17 protein-coding genes and 1 pseudogene are annotated in these 17,966 nt (G+C 67.2%); 7 read left to right on the top strand and 11 right to left on the bottom strand.

Going from position 1 to position 17,966, the window contains the following annotated elements:
* Together AC0OLQ_RS17780 and AC0OLQ_RS17775 are read right to left on the bottom strand one after the other, a co-directional pair.
* Nucleotides 1–741 carry an FAD-binding oxidoreductase gene (locus tag AC0OLQ_RS17780; RefSeq protein ID WP_484527121.1) on the bottom strand — a complete coding sequence of 247 codons (741 nt, stop codon included), beginning with the start codon at nucleotides 739–741 and terminating at the stop codon, nucleotides 1–3.
* Nucleotides 711–1,307 carry a sulfite oxidase-like oxidoreductase gene (locus tag AC0OLQ_RS17775; protein ID WP_484532379.1) on the bottom strand — a complete coding sequence of 199 codons (597 nt, stop codon included), beginning with the start codon at nucleotides 1,305–1,307 and terminating at the stop codon, nucleotides 711–713. The genes AC0OLQ_RS17780 and AC0OLQ_RS17775 overlap by 31 nt, the downstream gene beginning before the upstream one ends.
* Nucleotides 1,308–1,754: 447 nt before the next feature.
* Here AC0OLQ_RS17775 and AC0OLQ_RS17770 point away from each other — a divergent pair, with 447 nt between their 5' ends.
* Nucleotides 1,755–2,084, top strand: coding sequence for a hypothetical protein (locus tag AC0OLQ_RS17770; protein ID WP_484527120.1), 330 nt, complete (start codon nucleotides 1,755–1,757; stop codon nucleotides 2,082–2,084).
* A 174-nt stretch (nucleotides 2,085–2,258) separates the two neighbouring features.
* Here the strand turns inward: AC0OLQ_RS17770 and AC0OLQ_RS17765 are convergent, their stop codons facing one another.
* A complete protein-coding gene (locus AC0OLQ_RS17765) occupies nucleotides 2,259–3,464 on the bottom strand; it encodes a chitosanase (protein WP_484527119.1) in 1,206 nt (401 codons plus the stop codon).
* A 606-nt stretch (nucleotides 3,465–4,070) separates the two neighbouring features.
* Here AC0OLQ_RS17765 and AC0OLQ_RS17760 point away from each other — a divergent pair.
* A complete protein-coding gene (locus AC0OLQ_RS17760) occupies nucleotides 4,071–4,265 on the top strand; it encodes a hypothetical protein (RefSeq protein WP_484527118.1) in 195 nt (64 codons plus the stop codon).
* Between the two features lie 395 nt (nucleotides 4,266–4,660).
* Here AC0OLQ_RS17760 and AC0OLQ_RS17755 read toward each other — a convergent pair whose 3' ends face one another.
* From AC0OLQ_RS17755 to AC0OLQ_RS17730, 6 genes are all read right to left on the bottom strand, one after another.
* The gene (locus AC0OLQ_RS17755; protein ID WP_484527117.1) at nucleotides 4,661–5,974 is read right to left on the bottom strand and encodes an MFS transporter; all 1,314 of its coding nucleotides are present in this window, start codon (nucleotides 5,972–5,974) and stop codon (nucleotides 4,661–4,663) included.
* 22 nt (nucleotides 5,975–5,996) lie between these two features.
* The gene (locus AC0OLQ_RS17750) at nucleotides 5,997–7,283 is read right to left on the bottom strand and encodes an MFS transporter (RefSeq protein ID WP_484527116.1); all 1,287 of its coding nucleotides are present in this window, start codon (nucleotides 7,281–7,283) and stop codon (nucleotides 5,997–5,999) included.
* Between the two features lie 156 nt (nucleotides 7,284–7,439).
* Nucleotides 7,440–7,757 carry a nuclear transport factor 2 family protein gene (locus AC0OLQ_RS17745; RefSeq protein ID WP_484532378.1) on the bottom strand — a complete coding sequence of 106 codons (318 nt, stop codon included), beginning with the start codon at nucleotides 7,755–7,757 and terminating at the stop codon, nucleotides 7,440–7,442.
* Nucleotides 7,758–8,342: 585 nt separating this feature from the next.
* Nucleotides 8,343–8,624: an integrase core domain-containing protein gene (locus tag AC0OLQ_RS17740; RefSeq protein ID WP_484532377.1), complete on the bottom strand. Its 282-nt coding sequence runs from the start codon at nucleotides 8,622–8,624 to the stop codon at nucleotides 8,343–8,345.
* A 289-nt stretch (nucleotides 8,625–8,913) separates the two neighbouring features.
* Nucleotides 8,914–9,261, bottom strand: coding sequence for a hypothetical protein (locus AC0OLQ_RS17735; protein ID WP_484527115.1), 348 nt, complete (start codon nucleotides 9,259–9,261; stop codon nucleotides 8,914–8,916).
* 146 nt (nucleotides 9,262–9,407) lie between these two features.
* Nucleotides 9,408–10,427, bottom strand: a complete 1,020-nt coding sequence (locus tag AC0OLQ_RS17730; protein ID WP_357346047.1) for an aldo/keto reductase — start codon at nucleotides 10,425–10,427, stop codon at nucleotides 9,408–9,410.
* 156 nt (nucleotides 10,428–10,583) lie between these two features.
* Here AC0OLQ_RS17730 and AC0OLQ_RS17725 point away from each other — a divergent pair, with 156 nt between their 5' ends.
* The gene (locus AC0OLQ_RS17725) at nucleotides 10,584–11,162 is read left to right on the top strand and encodes a TetR/AcrR family transcriptional regulator (protein ID WP_484532376.1); all 579 of its coding nucleotides are present in this window, start codon (nucleotides 10,584–10,586) and stop codon (nucleotides 11,160–11,162) included.
* A gap of 189 nt (nucleotides 11,163–11,351) precedes the next feature.
* Here the strand turns inward: AC0OLQ_RS17725 and AC0OLQ_RS17720 are convergent, their stop codons facing one another.
* On the bottom strand, nucleotides 11,352–12,248 hold the full coding sequence (locus AC0OLQ_RS17720) for an IS982 family transposase (RefSeq protein ID WP_484532264.1): 897 nt from the start codon (nucleotides 12,246–12,248) through the stop codon (nucleotides 11,352–11,354).
* A 313-nt stretch (nucleotides 12,249–12,561) separates the two neighbouring features.
* Between AC0OLQ_RS17720 and AC0OLQ_RS17715 the strand changes: the two genes are divergently transcribed.
* From AC0OLQ_RS17715 to AC0OLQ_RS17700, 4 genes and pseudogenes are all read left to right on the top strand, one after another.
* The gene (locus AC0OLQ_RS17715) at nucleotides 12,562–13,827 is read left to right on the top strand and encodes an IS110 family RNA-guided transposase (protein ID WP_484527114.1); all 1,266 of its coding nucleotides are present in this window, start codon (nucleotides 12,562–12,564) and stop codon (nucleotides 13,825–13,827) included.
* A 425-nt stretch (nucleotides 13,828–14,252) separates the two neighbouring features.
* Nucleotides 14,253–14,477 (top strand): annotated as a pseudogene (locus AC0OLQ_RS17710) (transposase); the annotation flags it as partial.
* 11 nt (nucleotides 14,478–14,488) lie between these two features.
* Nucleotides 14,489–14,674, top strand: coding sequence for a hypothetical protein (locus AC0OLQ_RS17705; RefSeq protein WP_484532526.1), 186 nt, complete (start codon nucleotides 14,489–14,491; stop codon nucleotides 14,672–14,674).
* A 953-nt stretch (nucleotides 14,675–15,627) separates the two neighbouring features.
* Nucleotides 15,628–16,404 carry a hypothetical protein gene (locus AC0OLQ_RS17700; RefSeq protein WP_484527113.1) on the top strand — a complete coding sequence of 259 codons (777 nt, stop codon included), beginning with the start codon at nucleotides 15,628–15,630 and terminating at the stop codon, nucleotides 16,402–16,404.
* A 95-nt stretch (nucleotides 16,405–16,499) separates the two neighbouring features.
* On the opposite strand, the gene AC0OLQ_RS17695 is transcribed toward AC0OLQ_RS17700, so the two are convergent.
* A complete protein-coding gene (locus tag AC0OLQ_RS17695; protein WP_484527112.1) occupies nucleotides 16,500–17,783 on the bottom strand; it encodes an IS110 family RNA-guided transposase in 1,284 nt (427 codons plus the stop codon).
* Nucleotides 17,784–17,966: the final 183 nt, after the last annotated feature.

Raw genomic sequence — 17,966 nt, 5'->3', positions numbered from 1 at the left:
TCATCCTCCGGTGGGTCCGAAACGTTCAGTGCGGATGTTCGCGGGATCGTGGCCGATGTCGACGAGCAGGTCGGCAACGGTCTCGACGAATCCGGTGGGCCCGCAGACGAACGCCACAGCGTCGGCATCGCGGGGCCAGGCGACGCGGGCGAGGGCGTCCGCGTCCAGTCGTCGGGGTGGGGCCGGCCAGCCGGGGGGCGCGACCCTGGTATAGACGTGTGTGACGGCGACGTGCCCATCGCCTGCGGCTCGTACAGTTGCAAGATCGGCGGTGAACAGCGCATCGGACGGGGATCGGGTCGAGTAGAGCAGCCTGGTGGGATTCGTCGCCGAACGCACCATCGACATCAGGGGCGCAACGCCGGACCCGCCGCCGATCAGCAACGCCGGGCGCGGATCGGCGGGTTGGCGTACGAACCAGCCGCCGAGCGGTCCACGGATCTCGAGTTGGTCACCCGGCTCTGCAACGTCGACGAGGTACGGCGAGACCTCACCGTCGGTCACCCCCTGGACGGTCACCTCGAGGCTGTCGGGCCGCGGGGCCGACGAGATCGAGTAGCTGCGGTACGCCGTGTAGCCGTCGGGAGCCGTCAACCGGACGTCGACGTGCTGGCCCGGCACGTGACCTGTCCAGCCGTCGACGTCGAGGACCAGGGTCCGCGCCGTCGCAGTCTCCGCCCGCGTGGCGGCGACGCTCGCCGGCTGCCAGGTCAGTCTGCCCGGTACCGCTGCTCGCGCCATGGGTCGCCGTAGTTGTGGTAGCCGGCCGTCTCCCAGAACCCGGGCTCGTCGTCGAGACGCAGTTCCAGTGCGCGCAGCCATTTCGCGCTCTTCCAGAAGTACAGGTGAGGAATGAGGAGACGAGCTGGCCCGCCGTGCACCGGCACCAGCGGCTCGCCGTCGAACTCGTACGCCACCCAGGCCTGGCCGTCGAGAAGATCCTCGAGCGGGACGTTCGTGGTGTAGCCGCCGTAGGAGTGGGCGACGACGTACTCGGCCGCAGTCTCGACGTCGGCCAGCAACGTGTCCACCGAGACGCCTCGCCAGCTCGTGCCGAACTTCGACCAGTGCGTGACGCAATGGATGTCAACGGTCGGCTCGTCGGCAGGAAGGGCGGTGAACTCCGCCCATGACCACGTGCTTTGCTCGCCGGTCTCGGTGACGACGGCAAGCTCCCACTCGTCGAGGCCGATGCGCGGTGTCGGCCCCGCCGACAGCACCGGGAAGTCGTCTGTGCGGTACTGGCCGGGCGGGAGGTCGGTGTCGTCGCGTCTGCGGCCACCGAAGCCGCGTGTGATCACTGCCATGCGCCCCTCCCCAAGTGGCCGGGCGGCCGTGATCCCGCTGCCACCCGTGCTTCCACTCGGCCGGTGGATGTCGATGTGGTACCCGCCCATGACGTCCTCGTCAGCGAGTGCCCCGGTGATGAGATTCTCCCCGATAGGGACGTGGTCGCCCGCAATCCGGGATATATAAACTGGACCATCGCGTCCAGAATAGGCTAGCGTGGCGCCGGTCCGCAAGCGTCGCTGGCCGTCGGTGTTCGCAGCAGCAGCAGCAGCAGCAGCAGCAGCAGCGCACTTGACGGTCGTGGCGGTGCGTCCGTATCTGGCGGATGCCTCCGCAGCGAGAGTGTAATGGACGATAGCGTCCATAGGGTGCTTCTAGAGATTGTTCCGAGCTGGTCGTTCGACATGTCGTAGCCGCTGCGAGATGACGGCGGCCAGTGCCTTGCCCGATGTCAGGAGAGTTCGATGGACCCTGTTCCCTCCGGTGGGGACGTTGTCGATGGCCAGCCGGTCGATGCGGTGGACATGATCGCCGCCCTGACCGCTGCACAGCTTGTGTTCCACGACGGTGCAACTCAATCGTTCACGGCGGATGGTCGAACGACTTACGTCGACAGGGGCACACCGTCAGCTGGCGAGTGGTCTGTTACGGGTGACGGGACCTTCTCTTCATTCTGGCCGCCGACGTACCGGGCGGCGTACACGGTTCGGTGGATCGTCGAGGACGGAGTGCGGGTGGGCGTCAGCTTCACGGATACCCGGAGCGGAGTCCGCTACGACGGCCGGTACCAGTGACTGGACGAGACTCGGCCGCCAGCGTGGCACGATTCCGGCGTCGGCCTACTCCTCGCCGGTAGCCGCTTTCGGTTCGATGAGGCTGCCTCCGTCGAAGCGGTCGAGAAGGGTCTGCCGTGAACTGCACGCTTGTCCGGGCAGACGGCGAGGACTGACGGATCGGGAGGCGGGGCGTCAGCCGATGCGGTACTGGTCGCCGTAGACGGCGAACACCAGCGGCGTGTTCAGGTCGAAGTTGCCGTTGTTGAGGAAGACCCGCTGAGCGGTGTCGACGCGGGAGGTGTCCGAGTGGGCCTCCTCCTTCCTCATCTCGGCGACGCGCTCGTCGAGGAAGGCGTGCAGCCAGGTCCGCTCGTCGCCGCCCTGCGCCGGCGGCTTCGCCCGAGTGAGGGCGCGGCTGCGGATCGCGCGCATGCCTTCGTAGCCGTGCATCACGGCCGCGTCGTAGTAGGCAAATTGGCCGAGTGCCCGTACCCCGTCGGCCTTGCCGTCGCGGACCGACGGGTTGAAGTAGACGCGGTCCCGCTCGGCTTCCTGGGCGGCCCGGAACACGGGGTCGGTGGCGGCGGTGCGCCAGTCGCGGGGGAAGTTCGGGTCGAGGCCGGCGTGTGAGTCACTGCCGTTGACGGCGCGCAGGGCCGGCAGGTATCCCGCCAACACGTTGCCCGGCTTGGTTCTCGTGTAGGCCTCCACCAGTTCGAGCATGTCGCCGGTTCCGGAGCAGAAGCCGATGATGCCGGCGGTGTAGCCCCGCCCGTCGCCGATGTCCTCGATGTAGGAGAACTGCGCGCGCCAGTCGAGCGAGGAGTTCTCCGCCGCCGAGACGAGCTGCATGGCGACGTCCTTCTTCGCCGGGTCGTCGAGGGGGGTGCCGGCCGGGGCGGACGGGCTGGGTGTGGTGCCGCCGCCCGGGAGGGTCCACCGCTGGTTGGCGTTGCCGACGCAGCTCCAGATCTGCAGGCGGGTGCCGTTGGCCGTGCTGCCGCCGGTGACGTCGAGGCATTTGCCGGAGCCGGTGTTGACCAGCGCGCCGTTACTGGCGGTCCACTTCTGCGCGCCGGTGCCGTTGCAGTCATACAGCTGCACCTTCGCGCCGTCGGCGATCGACGCTGCGGTGACGTCCAGGCACTTGCCGAGGGCGCGGACCGAGCCGTCGGCGTTGCCGACCGTCCATGCCTGGGCCGCGGTGCCGTTGCAGTCCCACAGCTGGACCGGCGTGCCGTTGGCCGGGTTGGCACCGGCCACGTCGACGCACTTCCCGCCGAGGCCGGTGATCGGCCCTGCCGTCGCGGCGCTGGCCGACGTCAGGCCGTAGCCCAGCGCCGCGGCGGACATCAGCAGAGCCGCTGAGAGGTAGGCGGCTGTCCGCTTGGGAAGCATGGGCTCTCCTGGGATGAGGAGGGACAGGGGTTGTCCCCGGTCGGTGGCCTGCGTGTCGGACCGGCTCCGGCTACCGCCATGGGCATTAGGAAACCTTATTAACAAATAACAGTACGTCTATGTAATGTCAAACCACCGGCGTCCGTCCACTGCGCCAACCGGGACAGCACACGCTGCGCCGGTGGGTGCTCGGCGGCACCGCGCTGACCGCGAGCGCCATGCGCGCAAGAACCATCGTCGCCTCCGCCAGCTGGCGGCCTCGGCACCTTCCACCGCCAAGCCCTCGCTTTCGCCGAATCCGGCCACAACGACACCCGGCTGTGCCGAAGCAAGCCCTCTGGCCTGTCCCGAGATGCGGTCCATGCACTTGATCACCGCCGCCGTCGAAGCGTGGATCAGTGCGTGGACCCCCTCGACCCGGATCCACGATGAAGGGACAACCGGCGTGACCGACACGCACACGGAAAGCCCTCCCGCACACAGCGCGATCCAGGTCCTCGTGGCGTTGGCCGAACTCGCCCAGGCCACCGCCGCCGAGGTCGCGAGCACGCCGGACTCGGCTACTCCACCACCATCCGAACGCGCCGGGTGTTCGGGATCAGTCGCATGGTGGCGATGCTCGTCTACCCGCTCGCATTCGGGACCTTGGTTCTCGGGATGGCAGCCCTCATCCGCAGCTGGCGGATCGGCGACCGGAAAGCGTTCGACTGGCTCGCCATCAGCACAGAGGCCCGGTTAGCCCTGGCGGCGCTCGCCCTGACTCCGTACGGCGCGCAACTACACGGCTGGCTGCTCGACTGAGCCACGAAGTGGCGATCGCCTCCGCCACGCTGCGGTACGGCGCAATCGGGACCGACGACGACCCACGCCGCATCGCAGATGGCAAGAAAGGGCTGCCCTACAGGCTCTGCGAGTGGCCGTGCGAGACGCGCGCGACCGCCCCGAGGCGCCGCCGGCCCGCAGCGTGCCGGTCTCGTGGCGGCTCGCCGCTGGTTGATTCCACCCCAGACCAAGCCACCGATGGGGCTGTGATACTCGCCCGAAATTCGGTTCGATTCCACCAGTCGCCGAGCCCGTTTGGGTCGAGAAAGAAGCCGAGCGCGCGATCCGCGCGACGACGGGATTGGACGAGGGCGGGCCGCGTTCCCCTGCTCGGCGTCGAGTGACGGCTGGATGACGGTGAGGCTTCGTTCTGATTACTCATTGGGCCGGCTGGTCGTGTCGCTGTGCGAGTTGCGCGCAGCGATGACAGTGAACGCGGTGGCGAGGACGGCAAGTGCGGCGTACCCGAACGCGATGTGCGGCACCGAGAAGACGCTGGAGAGTTGAGCGGCGATGAGGCTGGGAATGGTCGCGCTGCTGTAGCTGAGGAGATATACGACGGCGAAGATCGGTGCCCGGTCGTGCATGGTGCTGCCGTACAGCAGGCCGCGGGTGGCGGCGCTGATGGCGATGCCTTGAGCGGCTCCCGCAACGATAGTTGCGGTGATGAACAACGGCAGTGTGGCGGTGGTAATCGCTGTGATGATGCCGATCCATCCGGCCAGGAAGGCGATCATGCCGATGCGTTGAGCTGCCGCTGGTGAAAACCGGCCGCCAAGGGGGGCGCCCAGAGCGCTGGGGCCCATGTATGCGGCGAACACCAGTCCAAGGACGAGCGAGCTGTTGGTGTGAAGTTGGTCTTCGACCAGTGCGGGCACGAAGGCCTGGTAGAAGGCCCCTGTTGCCCAGGTGGCTAGCAACACCGCGGCCGCGGCGGGGAGCAGATGCCGGATGTGGACCGGTACCCGAACGCTAGGGCGCAGTGAACGCCAACCGCCCGGCGAGGGAGTCACGGTCTCCGGGCTGATGGCGACGAGCGCGGCAGACAGTAGGAGCAGGCTGATGACAACCAGGTAGATGAGGTCACGTGGCCAGGGGCCGAATTGGACCAGGGCGCCGGAGGCGATGGCGCCCACGGCGAGACCGAGCATGACTGTTTGGCTGGAAGCGACGGAGGCCAGCCAGGTCGGCCTGGTGGGTGCGGCGTCGACGATGTAGGCGGTGAGGCTGCTGCTGGCCAGCCCGGCGCCGAGGCCCATCAGGAGCCGACCGGCGATCAGGATGCCGATGTGGTGCACGTTCAACAGCAGCAGACAACCCAGTATGAGCAGGCCGAGGCTGGCGATCGCTGCCGGCCGTCGGCCCACATGGTTGGACAGTCGTCCCAGCACTAGCAGTGTGCTGAGAGTAGCGGCGGAGTAGGCGACGACGGTCAGGGAGATGTCGGCGTTGGTGAACCCGTCCTCGGCCCGGTAGATGTTGAAGAGAGGGATCGTCGAGCCCACTGCGGCAAACACGGCCACCAGTGAGACCACCGCAGATAAGAATGCAAGCCGGAGCGTTCTGTCCCGGCGGCCCAGGTTGGTCGCTAGGGTCACGTGTTGCATCGAGCCGTCTTTCTCTTGTTCTGAACCATGCCGGCGCTTCTGGCGTTGTTTCGGGGTGGGCACGTCTACGTGCCAGGCCACCCCACGCCTCGTTTCGATCTCCTCATTCCCTCCGGGCGAGTGTCACGATCCGTGCCGCCACAGCGGCGAGCACGGCGGAGGTAAGGACAATGAAGCCCGCCGTGAGGAACACCATCTGCAAGGTTGTCGACGAAACAAGGATCGCGCCGAGGCCAGACCCTGCCGCCAGGGCTATCTGAAGGTTCGTGACATTCACCGCCGAGGCGGCCTCCGGGGTTTCCGGGGCCGCGTCGAGTATCCAGACCAGCGTTCCCGGGTTCACGATTCCCCAGAACAGGCCCCACAGCACGAGCAACAGGCCAGCCAGCCAGGGTAAGGAGCCCGCGCACGCCAGCCCGATGAGTAATGCGGCCACCACCGTCGCCGCCCCGGCGAAGCTGCCGATCACTCCGCGCTTGAACAGCGATCCGGCGACGATTGAGCCGACGATGCCACCGCAGCCGTAGATGACGTAGAGCAGGGAGATCACGTCGCTGGACAGTTGTGTGTGGTCCATCAGGAAGGGGGTGATGTACGTCCATGCGGTGAACTGTCCGATGAACACCACCGCGCCCGCTGCCATCCCAAACCGGGCGGCCCGTCGCGTCACGACTCCCACGAGATCACGCAGGTGCGTACGCCCGTCCGGGGGAATATCCGGCAGCACGACCGTCTGCGCAACCACGACAAGCAGTGTCGCCGCCGCCGCAATGGCGAAGGCGAGACGCCAGCCGACGAGGTTGCCAAGGAACTGTCCCGCAGGCAGCCCCACCACCGTCCCACCTGAAATACCCGCCGCGATGATGGTGATGGCGCGAGTGCCGCCGGCCCGGCCCACGAGCTTGGGTCCGACCGGTGAGACCACGGTCCAGAAGGCTCCGAGGGTGGCGCCGAAGAGCATACGGGCGATCAGCACCAGGGCGAAGTTCGGCGCCACCGCGACGACCGCGTTCGACACAAGCACCGTCAGACCCAGGACAAGGATGACCGAGCGCCGGTTGAAGCGGCTGGAACCGAGGAAGAACAGCGGCGCTGACACCGCGGCGCTGAAACCAGGCACGAGCACCATCAGCCCTGCGAGGCCGAGCGAGACATCCAGTCCGTCGGCAATCTGCGGCAGCAGCCCCACCGGAAGCGTCTCCGTCATGACGATGACGAACGCGCCGAGCGCTACCGCACCGACGGACGCCCAGCCCCGCCTGCTACCGGGTTCCGCGGTGGCGCGGACAGCTGCAGGCTCGATCGGGACGGCCGCGGTGCACGACGATGACGTGACCACGGACACCTGCGATGCGTGGTGTGCCGGCGTCGCCACTTCGGGTTCGATCACATTTTCTCCTCACTTATCGCATGCTCCTGGCAGGGCTCCGTTCTGTAAGCACCCGAGGATGTTCCGCGCGAGTCATGCGGGCATTCAAGCCAACTCACATTGCGATCTAACGGCATGAGAACCAGTGCGCGGCCGCCCGGTCGACATGGTGGCGGGTCAGGCGCCCGGAGCGATCGCGCAGGCGGAGACGCAGACCCAGGTGCCCTCGCGCTTCTGGTACACGTCCGTGTACAGCGCTTCTTGCACCACTCCATCGGCGATCATGGTGTATGTGACGCGGCCGTGGATCAGCGCAACGTCGCCGAGGATGCGGATCTTGAAGTCGCGCAGAGCGATGTCTTTGATGGGTCGGGGCTTGGCGATGTATTCGAGGTACTCCTCGCGGTTGCGGGTGACACCCGGCGTCTGCACGATGAAATCTTCGGCGAGGAATTCACTGAAGCGCTTGGCATCGCTGGCCTCGTCCGAGTGGATGTAGTCGAGGTTGAGTTGTTCGAGGATCGCCAGATCTTCGGCGCGCCGCTCGGTGTCGTTCAGTTCTTGCTCCTTCTTGAGGTTCGGCTTTCGGCGAAGCTGGATTGTCGTTCCGTGCCGTATATGCGGTGCTGGCGTGGGCGGTTGTTCCGTCTAGGTGGTGTCGGATTCGTCGCGCCGTTTGCCGACTATGTCGCAATCTCGGTCGGGCCTCGATGCCCGCCACCGCAGTCGGTCCCGCGGCTGATGGCTCCTGCACGCTCCGTCCTCGAGTAGCGGCAGGCGGTTGCTTCGAGAAGTTCGGCCGCTCCGTCGACCACGAGGCGGTGTGGACTACTTGGTCCAGCCTAAGATGTCGCTGCAACCACTCGCAAGCGGGGTGCGCCTAGCCCTGACCATGCCCAGTTCTGCGGCCTGCATCGGTCGCGAGCAGGCCAGGGCGGAAGCGTGATGGCATGGCTTGCCGGTGCGCACGATCATCCGGCATTCTCCAGCAGCGCTTCCGGGAACCCGTGTCTGGACTCTGGCGTCCTGTTGTCGGTTAGAATGTAGCAGTGAGTTCCCCCCGCTTCGATGGAGCGGCGGTTACCTGCTGCGGGCTGGTGCAGGGGTGGCGATAGTTGGTTCGGCCGGTTGGTTATGGCGGGTGCGCCAGGCGGTCTCGCACTCGTCGCGGCGGAGGTAGCCAAGTCCCCTTTGGATGCGGCCTGTGTTGTACCAGCCGTCGATGTGGGCGAAGATCGCGTTCTCGGCCTCGTCGCGGGTCCACCAGGAGGTGCGGTAGACCAGTTCGATCTGCAGGGTCGACCAGAAGTTCTCCACCCGCGCGTTGTCGTACGAGTCGCCGACGGAGCCCATTGAGGGCAGGATCCCAGGTCGGCCGGTCGTCGTCGGCCGGTGGCTTGTCCAGCCACAGGACCCCGACGCCGACGCCGAAGCCTGGGAAGTCGGCGGTGGTCAGCGCGCGGAAGCCGCCGTGGTCGCGGGCGAGCGCCCGGATCGCGTCGAACCGTGTGCCGGTCCGGTGGCTGAACCCGGCCGGGATGATGGCCACCAGCCGTCCGCCCGGTTTCAGCAGCCCCTACGCCAGCGTGACGTGCTCGATCCAGATGGAGTCGGCGCCAGCGACGGTGAAGGGTGGTTCATCACCACGGCGTCAAACCGCGGTGGCACGGTTGTCGGCGTACCCCTCCAGCGTGGTCTGTCGGCAGCCGGCGCCGCTGCTCAGCAGTACGGCGAAGCGCGCCCGGTTCGGCTCCAGCGCCAACACGTCCAGGTCCCAGTTCGCCTTCAGAATCTCGTGCACGATTGCGCCGTCCCCGGCGGAGGGCTCCAGCACCCGGGCTTCCGCCGGCGGCGACGCCAGGTCGGGAACTCCGGCCTCGTAGATCCGCTCGGCGAGCGCTGCGGGCGTCGGTACGTACCCTTCGGTGTGCCGGTCGGCGACCGCCTGGCCGTGAGTAAGGATCCGGCGCGCGACCTGAGCCGCTGGGCCTGGGAACACCCACCCCCTCCGGTCGACGGCCGCGCTGTTCCAGGCCGCCACGACGGGACCCGGCCGGGCCGGGATGCGGTCACCGTGAGCCCGGCCCGGCCGCGTGCCAGGCGGCCGTGAGCGGAAGATCGCCCGGCCGCTTCGCTGCCGACCGGTCAGCGGCGGCGCAGCGCCGGGTCGAGCAGAGCGGGCGGGGTGTCGTTCTTCTCGTGGGCGGCGAGGTCGACGCCGGGAGCGACGATCGCGTCGATCGCGTCCAGCACGTCGGAGGAGAGCACGGTGTCCGCGGCGGCGAGCTGCGAGCGGAGGTGTTCCGCCGTGCGAGGGCCGATGATCGCGCTGGTCACGCCCGGGTGCGCGGTGACGAATCCCAGCGCGAGTTGGACCATGCTGAGCCCGGCGTCGTCGGCAACCGTGGCGAGCTGCTCGACGGCGTCGAGTTTCGCGCGGTTGGCGGGGATGCTGGTGTCGTAACGCTGCTGCATGAAGCCCGAGCGGTTCGTGGTGATCTCCTGTCCGGCGCGGATCGCGCCGGACAGCCAGCCCGATGCCAGCGGGCTCCAGGCGAGCACGCCCATGCCGTACTCCTGGGTCACGGGCAGCACGTGGGTCTCGATGCCGCGCTGCAGGATCGAGTAGCTCGGCTGCTCGGTCACGTAACGGCTCAGGTGCCGCTCCCGGGCGGCCCACTGTGCCTGCACGATGCGGTAGGCCGGGAAGGTCGAGGAGCCGAAGTAGCGGATCTTTCCCGAGCGCTGCAGGTCCGTCAGCGCTGACAGCGTCTCCTCGTCGCTCGTCGTCGGATCCCACCGGTGCATCTGGTAGAGGTCGACGTGGTCGACGCCGAGGCGGCGCAGGCTGTTGTCCAGCGCGGTGACCAGCCAGCGGCGCGAACCGCCCCGGTGGTTGCGCTCGTCGCCCATCGGCAGGGTGGCCTTGGTTGCCAGCAGGACATCGTCCCGGCGGCTGGCGATGGCCCTGCCGACCATCTCCTCGGACTGGCCGCCGCTGTAGACGTCGGCGGTGTCGATGAGGTTGATTCCCGCATCGAGTGCCGCGTCGACGATGGCCGTGGCCTCCTTCTGGGTGGTGTTGCCGATCCTGCCGAAGTTCATCGCACCGAGCACGAGGGTGCTGACCTGCACACCCGTGCGGCCCAAGCTGCGGTAGCGCATGACTGGTCCTCCTCAAGACGTGGAGAGCGCGTCGGCTGGTGGTTGGTCCGCCGGGTCGGTACGCTCAACAAGCGGAACGTGGTTCCGATAAACAACATACGGAACATTGTTCCGGATGCCTAGTGGTGTGACGGAGGTAACGGAGCCTTGGCCGACATCGAGAGCGCCGCCGAGCGACCGGTTCCGCGCAAGCGAGCGGACGCGCGGCGCAATGAGAAGGCCCTGCTGGACGCCGCCGCGGCGGCGTTCGTCGCCTCCGGGGTCGACGTGCCCGTACGCGACATCGCCGCGAAGGCGGGGGTTGGCGTGGGCACCATCTACCGCCACTTCCCCACCCGGGCCGATCTCATCGTCGCCGTCTACCGACACCAGATCGAGGCATGCGCCGAGGCAGGTCCGTCCCTGCTCGCCGGCGGCGGCACACCGCACGCCGCCCTGGTGCGGTGGATCAACCTGTTCGTCGACTTCCTGATCACCAAACACGGCCTCGCCGCGGCGCTACGGTCCGACGACGCCGCCTTCCAGGCCCTGCACGCCTACTTCCTCGACCGCCTGGTCCCGGTCTGCGACCAGCTGCTCGACGCCGCCGTCGCAGCGGGCGAGATCCGCGCCGACATCGACGCCTACGGACTGCTGCGCGGCGTCGGCAATCTCTGCATCGGCGCGGGCAGCGACCCCCGCTACGAGGCGCGCCACCTGGTCGAACTCCTGCTCTCCGGGCTTCGCCTTCGCTGAGCGCAGGTCCCGTCGTCAGATCGGCTCTGCGGGGTTCCCGCACGTCGGAGGACGGGCCGATCGTCAGTAAGAGGCAGTCGAACGTGGGGGTGCGTCTCGGAGGGGCAACACAGACCATTGCCCCACCGCCGATGACGATCGGCAAGACCTTGAGACTCACCCAAGTCTAGACGAGTGATTCCGAATTGATCAGTGGTCGTACGCGATCAAGGAACGCTTGACGGGTGCGTTGGTCCGCCAGTTGTGCCAGATCGCTGCGGCCATCGCGAGGAGCCGCTGCGCGACGCGCGCGAACACTCCGGCCGGGGTGCGCCCACCGTGTCCTTCCAGGTTGAGCTGGCCTTTCAGGGTGTCGTTGACCGACTCGATCCACTGCCGGACACCGGCGAGGTTGCCGAAGCGGCGTTGCTCGTCCTTGCGGTCCGGGCGGGCCAGCAGCACCCCGACCTGCTCGGCGGCGTACCGATCGATCTGCTTGCCGGACAGGCCCTTGTCCGCCAACACCACCATGCCGCTGCACAGCGAGCCCAGTTCGCGGGCGTGAGCCAGCAACTCCTCGGCCACCTCCCGCTCTCCGATCTTGGGGTTGGCCAGGCACCACGCCACCGGCATTCCCTCGGCGGTGGTCATCAGGTACAGCTTCAACCCCCAGTACCAGCGCGAATGGGAGGCGCAGTAGCCGTACCCGGCGATCTCTGCCAACGCCGAACGCTGCACGGTGGGCCGAGACGTGCCGCACGGGACCGGGGTGGCATCCAGCAACCGCAGGTCGTCGCGCCACGACGGGCACAGCGTGGCCAGGTACAGCGTGGCCCGGCAGATCAGCGGCGCGGCGGCCTTGACCCGCTTGTGGTATCCGGGTTGTTTGGGCAGGTACGGGAACAGATGCCCGAGCCGGCCGTAGCACAGGCGCAGCCAATGGTGCTCCGAGCGGGCACCCAGCAGCACCTGGGCCACAGCCAGGCATACCAGCTCGGAGTCGGACAGCCGCTTGGGTCGGCCCGGCCCACGTCGGTGCGGCGGGATGACGTGGTCGTCGATCAGGACGTACAGTGCGGTCAAGAGGGTGTCGAGGTCTGTCTTCACAAACAACCATCGATGCCCTCTCTTCTTGTGCTGGTCAACCCGCCACGCCGCCCAACCCAGAGTTGGGAATCACTCGTCTAGTCCCTGTCGCCCCTGGTGGGCGGCCCGTTCCGGGCTGAAAATGGGGGTCCGGTCGCTCGTCGACGTCGTTACTCCTTGGTCCTTGAGGCCGTCGTCTAGTCGGGCGCTGGGAGTCGCGCTGTTGGGCCCTTCACTGTTGCTTCGAGCACGCGGATTAGCTTCGTTCCCCGTCCCTGCGACTCCTGCGAGCGACCGACCCCGGTCAACCGTGCTATGGCAAGGGAGGTCGCAGATGCAGGAGGCACCAGACGATGCGCAGGTCGTGGAGCGGGTTGCGGCGTTGGATATCGGCAAGGCCGAGGTGGTGTGCTGCGTGCGGCTGCCCAGCCCGACTGGATCAACACGACGAGTGCAGGAGATACGCACCGTCTCCACGATGACCCGGTCGCTGACTGGGCTGGGTGACTGGCTGGCCGACCTCGGCGTGACCCGGGTCGTGATGGAGGCAACGTCGGACTATTGGAAGCCGCCGTACTACCTGCTGGAAGCAGCCGGGTTCGAGGTGTGGCTGGTCAACGCCCGCGACGTCAAGCATCTGCCGGGCCGGCCGAAGACCGACAAGCTCGACGCGGTCTGGCTGTGCAAGGTAGCCGAACGCGGCATGATCCGCCCGAGTTTCGTTCCACCCGCCGCGATCCGCCAGCTTCGGGACCTGACCCGCTACCGCGTCGACCTCATCGGTGAGCGCGGACGGGAGAAGAACCGGGTGGAAAAGCTCCTCGAAGACGCCCAGATCAAACTGTCCGTGGTCGCCAGCGACATCTTCGGCGTCTCCGGCCGGGCGATGCTCGACGCCCTCGTCGCCGGGCAACGCGACCCGCACACCCTGGCGCAGTTGGCCCGCACCCGCATGCGCACCAAGCTGCATGACCTGCACGAGGCTTTTGTCGGGCGCTTTAGCGACCACCACGCGTTCCTGCTGGCCCGCATGCTCGCCCACATCGACACGCTCAACGCCGACATCACGGCGGTCGAGGCCCGTATCGAGGAGCTGGTTGCCCCTTTCACGGCAGCGGTGGCCCGGCTGGATGAGGTCCCCGGTGTCGGCGCCACCGCCGCCCACGCCATCATCGCCGAGATCGGCCTGGACATGACCCGGTTCCCCACCGCCGCGCACCTGGCCTCCTGGGCCAAATTCGCCCCAGGAGTGAAGGAATCCGCCGGCAAGAACAAGGGCAACGGCTCCACCGGGCACGGCAACCACTACCTCGCCCGCGTCCTGGGCGAAGCCGCCGTCGGCGCATCACGCACCGACACCTTCCTCGGCGAGCGATATCGCAGGCTCGCCCGCCGCCGCGGCAAGAAAAAAGCCGTCGTCGCGGTCGGCCGATCCATCCTGACCATCGTCTGGCACCTGCTCTCCGACGAACAATCCACCTTCAGCGACCTGGGCCCCGGACACTACGACAACCGCGCCGGCACCCAACGCGCCATCCGCAACCACATCCGCGGCCTGAACGCCCTCGGCTACCAGGTCACCCTCCAACCCGCCGCATAACCACACCAACAACCCCTCATCCCGGCTCCGCTGCGCTACGCCGGGATGCTGCCGCCCGTCTCGGCACGGTCATTTTCGGATTAGTTCGTCGGTGCCCCTTCGGGCCCGCCGCAGAGCTCAGCAAGCACGCAGCCCGCGCGGCGGCCACATCGAAGACGACCACGCCCGGCGGGCCGGCCAACTCCGTCTCGGTCTCACTCGTCGGCTCCTAGCCCACGCCCAGATCCTTAGCGATCGGGCCACGCTGCGCACCACCGACCCTTGCCATTCGTTGTCGCGGATCTTCGCCCCGGCCGGATGTCCTCTCCCCCACGATGCGGCGACCCGCAACCCTGCTGGTGCTGGCGGACCTGCTGGGACTGTGGATCTAACGGTGTTTCCGGCCTGACCCGCCGGGCGTGGTGCCTGGCGAGGAAGGTGCCGTGATCACCGCGACACTGAACGATGTGACTCCACGGAAGAGGAAGCCTGAGCCATCGGCGGAGGAGCAGGCCGCCGCGGAGCTGGTTCGGCTGGCCAAGGAGCAGGGCTTGTCGCTGACCGGCCCGGATGGGCTGCTCAAGCAGTTGACGAAGACGGTGCTCGAGACCGCGCTGAACGAGGAGATGACCGAGCATCTGGGCTATGAGAGGCACGATCCTGCCGGTCGAAGCGTTCGGCCGTGGACGATATCGCCCGGGTTGGTGTGATGCTTGATGATCGGGCCAAGCTCGGTGAGGCGGCCCATGCTTTGAAAGGCGGTGACCCGGTTCAACGAGCGAAGGTCGCGCTTGAGAGGGAGGGCGAGGCGCAGGAGGCTTCGTTCGAGCTGACTACAGCCTGTGCTAACGCGGGCCTCGTCTACTAGGAGTTGCGACCGCTCTAGTTGGGTCACTGTTGGTCGTCCTTCGATGGCCTGGCGAGACGGGCTGGACCTGGCCCTCATCGCCCCCTTGACCCCCAGGCAACCAACGCGGCTCCGCCACCTGCTGCTTCACCCGTCTCTCGCCGCTATGGCGTCCCCCGTCGTGCGTCCTCGTCCACCGGCGTCCGTCGTGATCGTCACTCAGATAGTCACTCAGTGCGCCGGAGTCATCAGTGGGCTGGGCCCACGGCCGCTCGTAGCCACAGACGTCGTACAGCCAATAGTCGAAGTACCTGCGAACCGTGCCGCTGTCGCGCGGATCCAGTGCTAGCCATTCGCGGGCGGCGCGAGCCATCTCGGCGAAGGCGCGTTCTTCCTCGTCTGGCTTGAGTTCAACCCAGTCGGTGAGCGCGCCCCGTAGGCAGTAAATGCTGCCTGCGTACTCGCCGATGGTCATGACATCGAGCGTTTCGCCCATGAACTGCAAGCCGAGGCCCTACGGGTCGTCCGCGCGAAGGATCTGTTCGGCGAGGCCGCGAGTGCGTTCCAGTTAGGCCGACCATGCCTCGTCATCTGAACTGCTCACACGCCAGAGGATCACATGCAGCCAGGTCCCGCTGCCATCTTGGCGCTGTCCGTGCGGCCGGCCGCGTGCGCGGCGGGCCTGAGGTTCAGAGCGCGACGCGCCGGCACGGTCGCCGATGCCCCGGAGAAGTTCGCCTCGCGACCCGTTCGGTGTGAAGGAATGATCGTCCCGCGGTGAGCTGGCGTCATAGTCACCTTCAGGGGCGAGAGCGGTCCGCGATAGTCCCTGTGCGTCCGGCAGAATCCGTCCCCGTCGTCACTCCCTCTGTCACCAAGCGGATCGGCATGCACTGTTGCCATTCTTTGAATCGACAGTGACTGAGAGCGCCCTGATAGGAGAGACTGAAGTCCTATTGTCGAACGGGGACACAGTGACTAATTCAGGCATTCCCAACGCCCTCGGCACCTCCACCAGCCTCGGCAAGGCAACTCTCAACGCCCTCCGCCGCTCCGTCGGGACGCGGGCGCGCCGGCTTCTACTCGCGGTCACCCTGCTGCTGGGACTGGTAGCCGCCGCAGGGCTTGGTATGGCCAGCCCGCCTGATGATCGCACTTTCGCCAACCTTTCCGACGTGGCACAAAGCCTGATGTCCATCATCGTGCCGGCCTTCGGCATCTTGCTCGCCCGAGACCTGAAGCGGGCACCCGGGACCACCCGCCTCACATCCACCCTGCTGGCCGCAACGCTGCTCGCCGCCGTCGTGGGTCTCTTCGGCCTCCTGGTGTGCGTCGTAGCCCTCACGATCACCACGTCGAGCGTTCAGGAGCCGTGGCGGCACGTCGGAACCATCGCGGTAGGTAGTGTTCTCGTCCAAGTGGTGGCCCAACTTGTGGGCACCGGACTCGGCCTGCTGATGCGGCGTCCCGCCATCGCTTTCATCGCCACCATCATCCTGCCGCTCGGCCTGTGGTTCCTGCTGGGTGCCATCGACGTCCTCACGCCGGCCCAAGCCTTGACTCCGTATTCCTCCGTCCGGCACCTGCTCTCCGGCCAGATGAGTGCACTGAACTGGGTCCAGTGGTTCGCCGTCCTGCTCATCTGGGGTGTGGGTCTGAACGCCCTTGGCGGGGCGCGGCTCCGGCAGAGGAACCATGACAGCCATCCCGCCCCAGCCCTCGGCGAGCAAAGCCCCTCACTAAGCCAGTAGCCATCCCGATGCTGACTCGAAAATCGGTGAGTGGGTGGGCAGGCGGCAGCACCCGGCGGAGCGCAGCGGAGCCGGGTCGGGTTGAGGGCTTCTGATTAGGCGATGGCTGGTTGCGGTGGGGGCTGGAGATCGACTTTCTGGCCGGTGAGCTGTTCGAGCTGACGGATGAGATCACGTTGACGGCGCTGCTTGCTGATCCTCGACTCGTGGAAGCCGGGGCCCAGGTCCTGGTAACGGGCGTCGGGGTCGGTGAGCAGGTGCCAGACGATGGTCAGTACTGAGTTGCCGGCTGCGACGATCGCCCGTTTCTTGCCTCGTCGGCGGGCCAGGCGACGGTAGCGTTCGCCGAGGAAGGTGCTGGTGCGGGACAGCCCGGCGACGACCTCGCCGAGGGTGGCGGCCAGCCAGGGGTTGCCCTTGCCGGTGGAGTTGGCCTTCTTGCGGCCGGCGGACTGGGCGTCGATGGGGCTGAACTTCGCCCAGGACACCAGATGCGCGGCGGTGGGGAAGACGGTCATGTCCACGCCGATCTCAGCGATGATCTCCTGGGCGGATTGCACGCCGATGCCGGTGACCTCATCCAGCTTCTCCACCACCGCTGCGAAAGGGGCGATCATCGCCTCGATCCGGGCGTCCAGGTCGGCGATGTCGGCCGCGAGGGCATCGATGCGGCGCAGCATGGTGGCGCAGATGAACGCGTGATGCTCGTCGAAGTGGCCGGTCAACGCCTCCCGCAGCTGAGGGATCTTGCGGCGCATCGAACCGTGGGCCATCTCCGCGAGGACCTTCGGGTCCCGTTGGCCGTCGATCATTGCCTGCAGCATCTGCCGACCAGAAACCCCGTGCAGGTCGCTGATGACGGAGTCCAGCTTGATCTGCGCGTCTTCGAGGGTCTTCTCCAGACGTTGCTTTTCCCTGGTCTGCTCGCGTACCAGACTGCGCCGGTAGCGGGTCACGTCCCGCAGCTGCCGGATCGGCTTGGGGTGCACCAGGCTGGGCCGGCACATCCCGCGTTCGACGACCTTGGCCAGCCACACCGCGTCGAGCCGATCGGTCTTCGGCCGACCGGGCACGTTCTTGACGTGTTTGGCGTTGAGCAGCCAGCACTCGAAGCCTTCTGCCTCGAGCAGGTAGAACACCGGCTTCCAGTAGTCCGACGTGGCCTCCATCGCGACCAGCTCGACCCGCTCGACCCGCAGCCAGTCCGCTAACTCCAGCAACGCCGGCATCACCGTCGCGTACTCGCGTATCTCCTGCACCCGTCGATCCGGCCTGGTGTCATGCGGCACCCGCACACACGCCACCAGACCCGCCTTGCCGATGTCGATCGCGCAGACCCGCGCCACGACCTGGACCGGTTCTTCAGTGATCTCCTCCACGGGCACCACCCTTCGTTGCCGGGCATCCACCAGGCGGTCACCCGCGGAAGCATTGCGGGGAAGGACAGAGGCGGACTCGCGTGCTCAAAGCAACAATGCACGGCCCCTAGATCACGCTTCCAGCGTCAGACTCCTATACGGCATCAAGATGCCAAGCATCAACGACGTCGGCGGGCGACCACC

Source organism: Micromonospora sp. Utrum1 (genome assembly GCF_057197805.1).
Note: the sequence above shows the minus strand (reverse complement) of the source record. Positions and strands in the feature narration are given on the sequence as shown.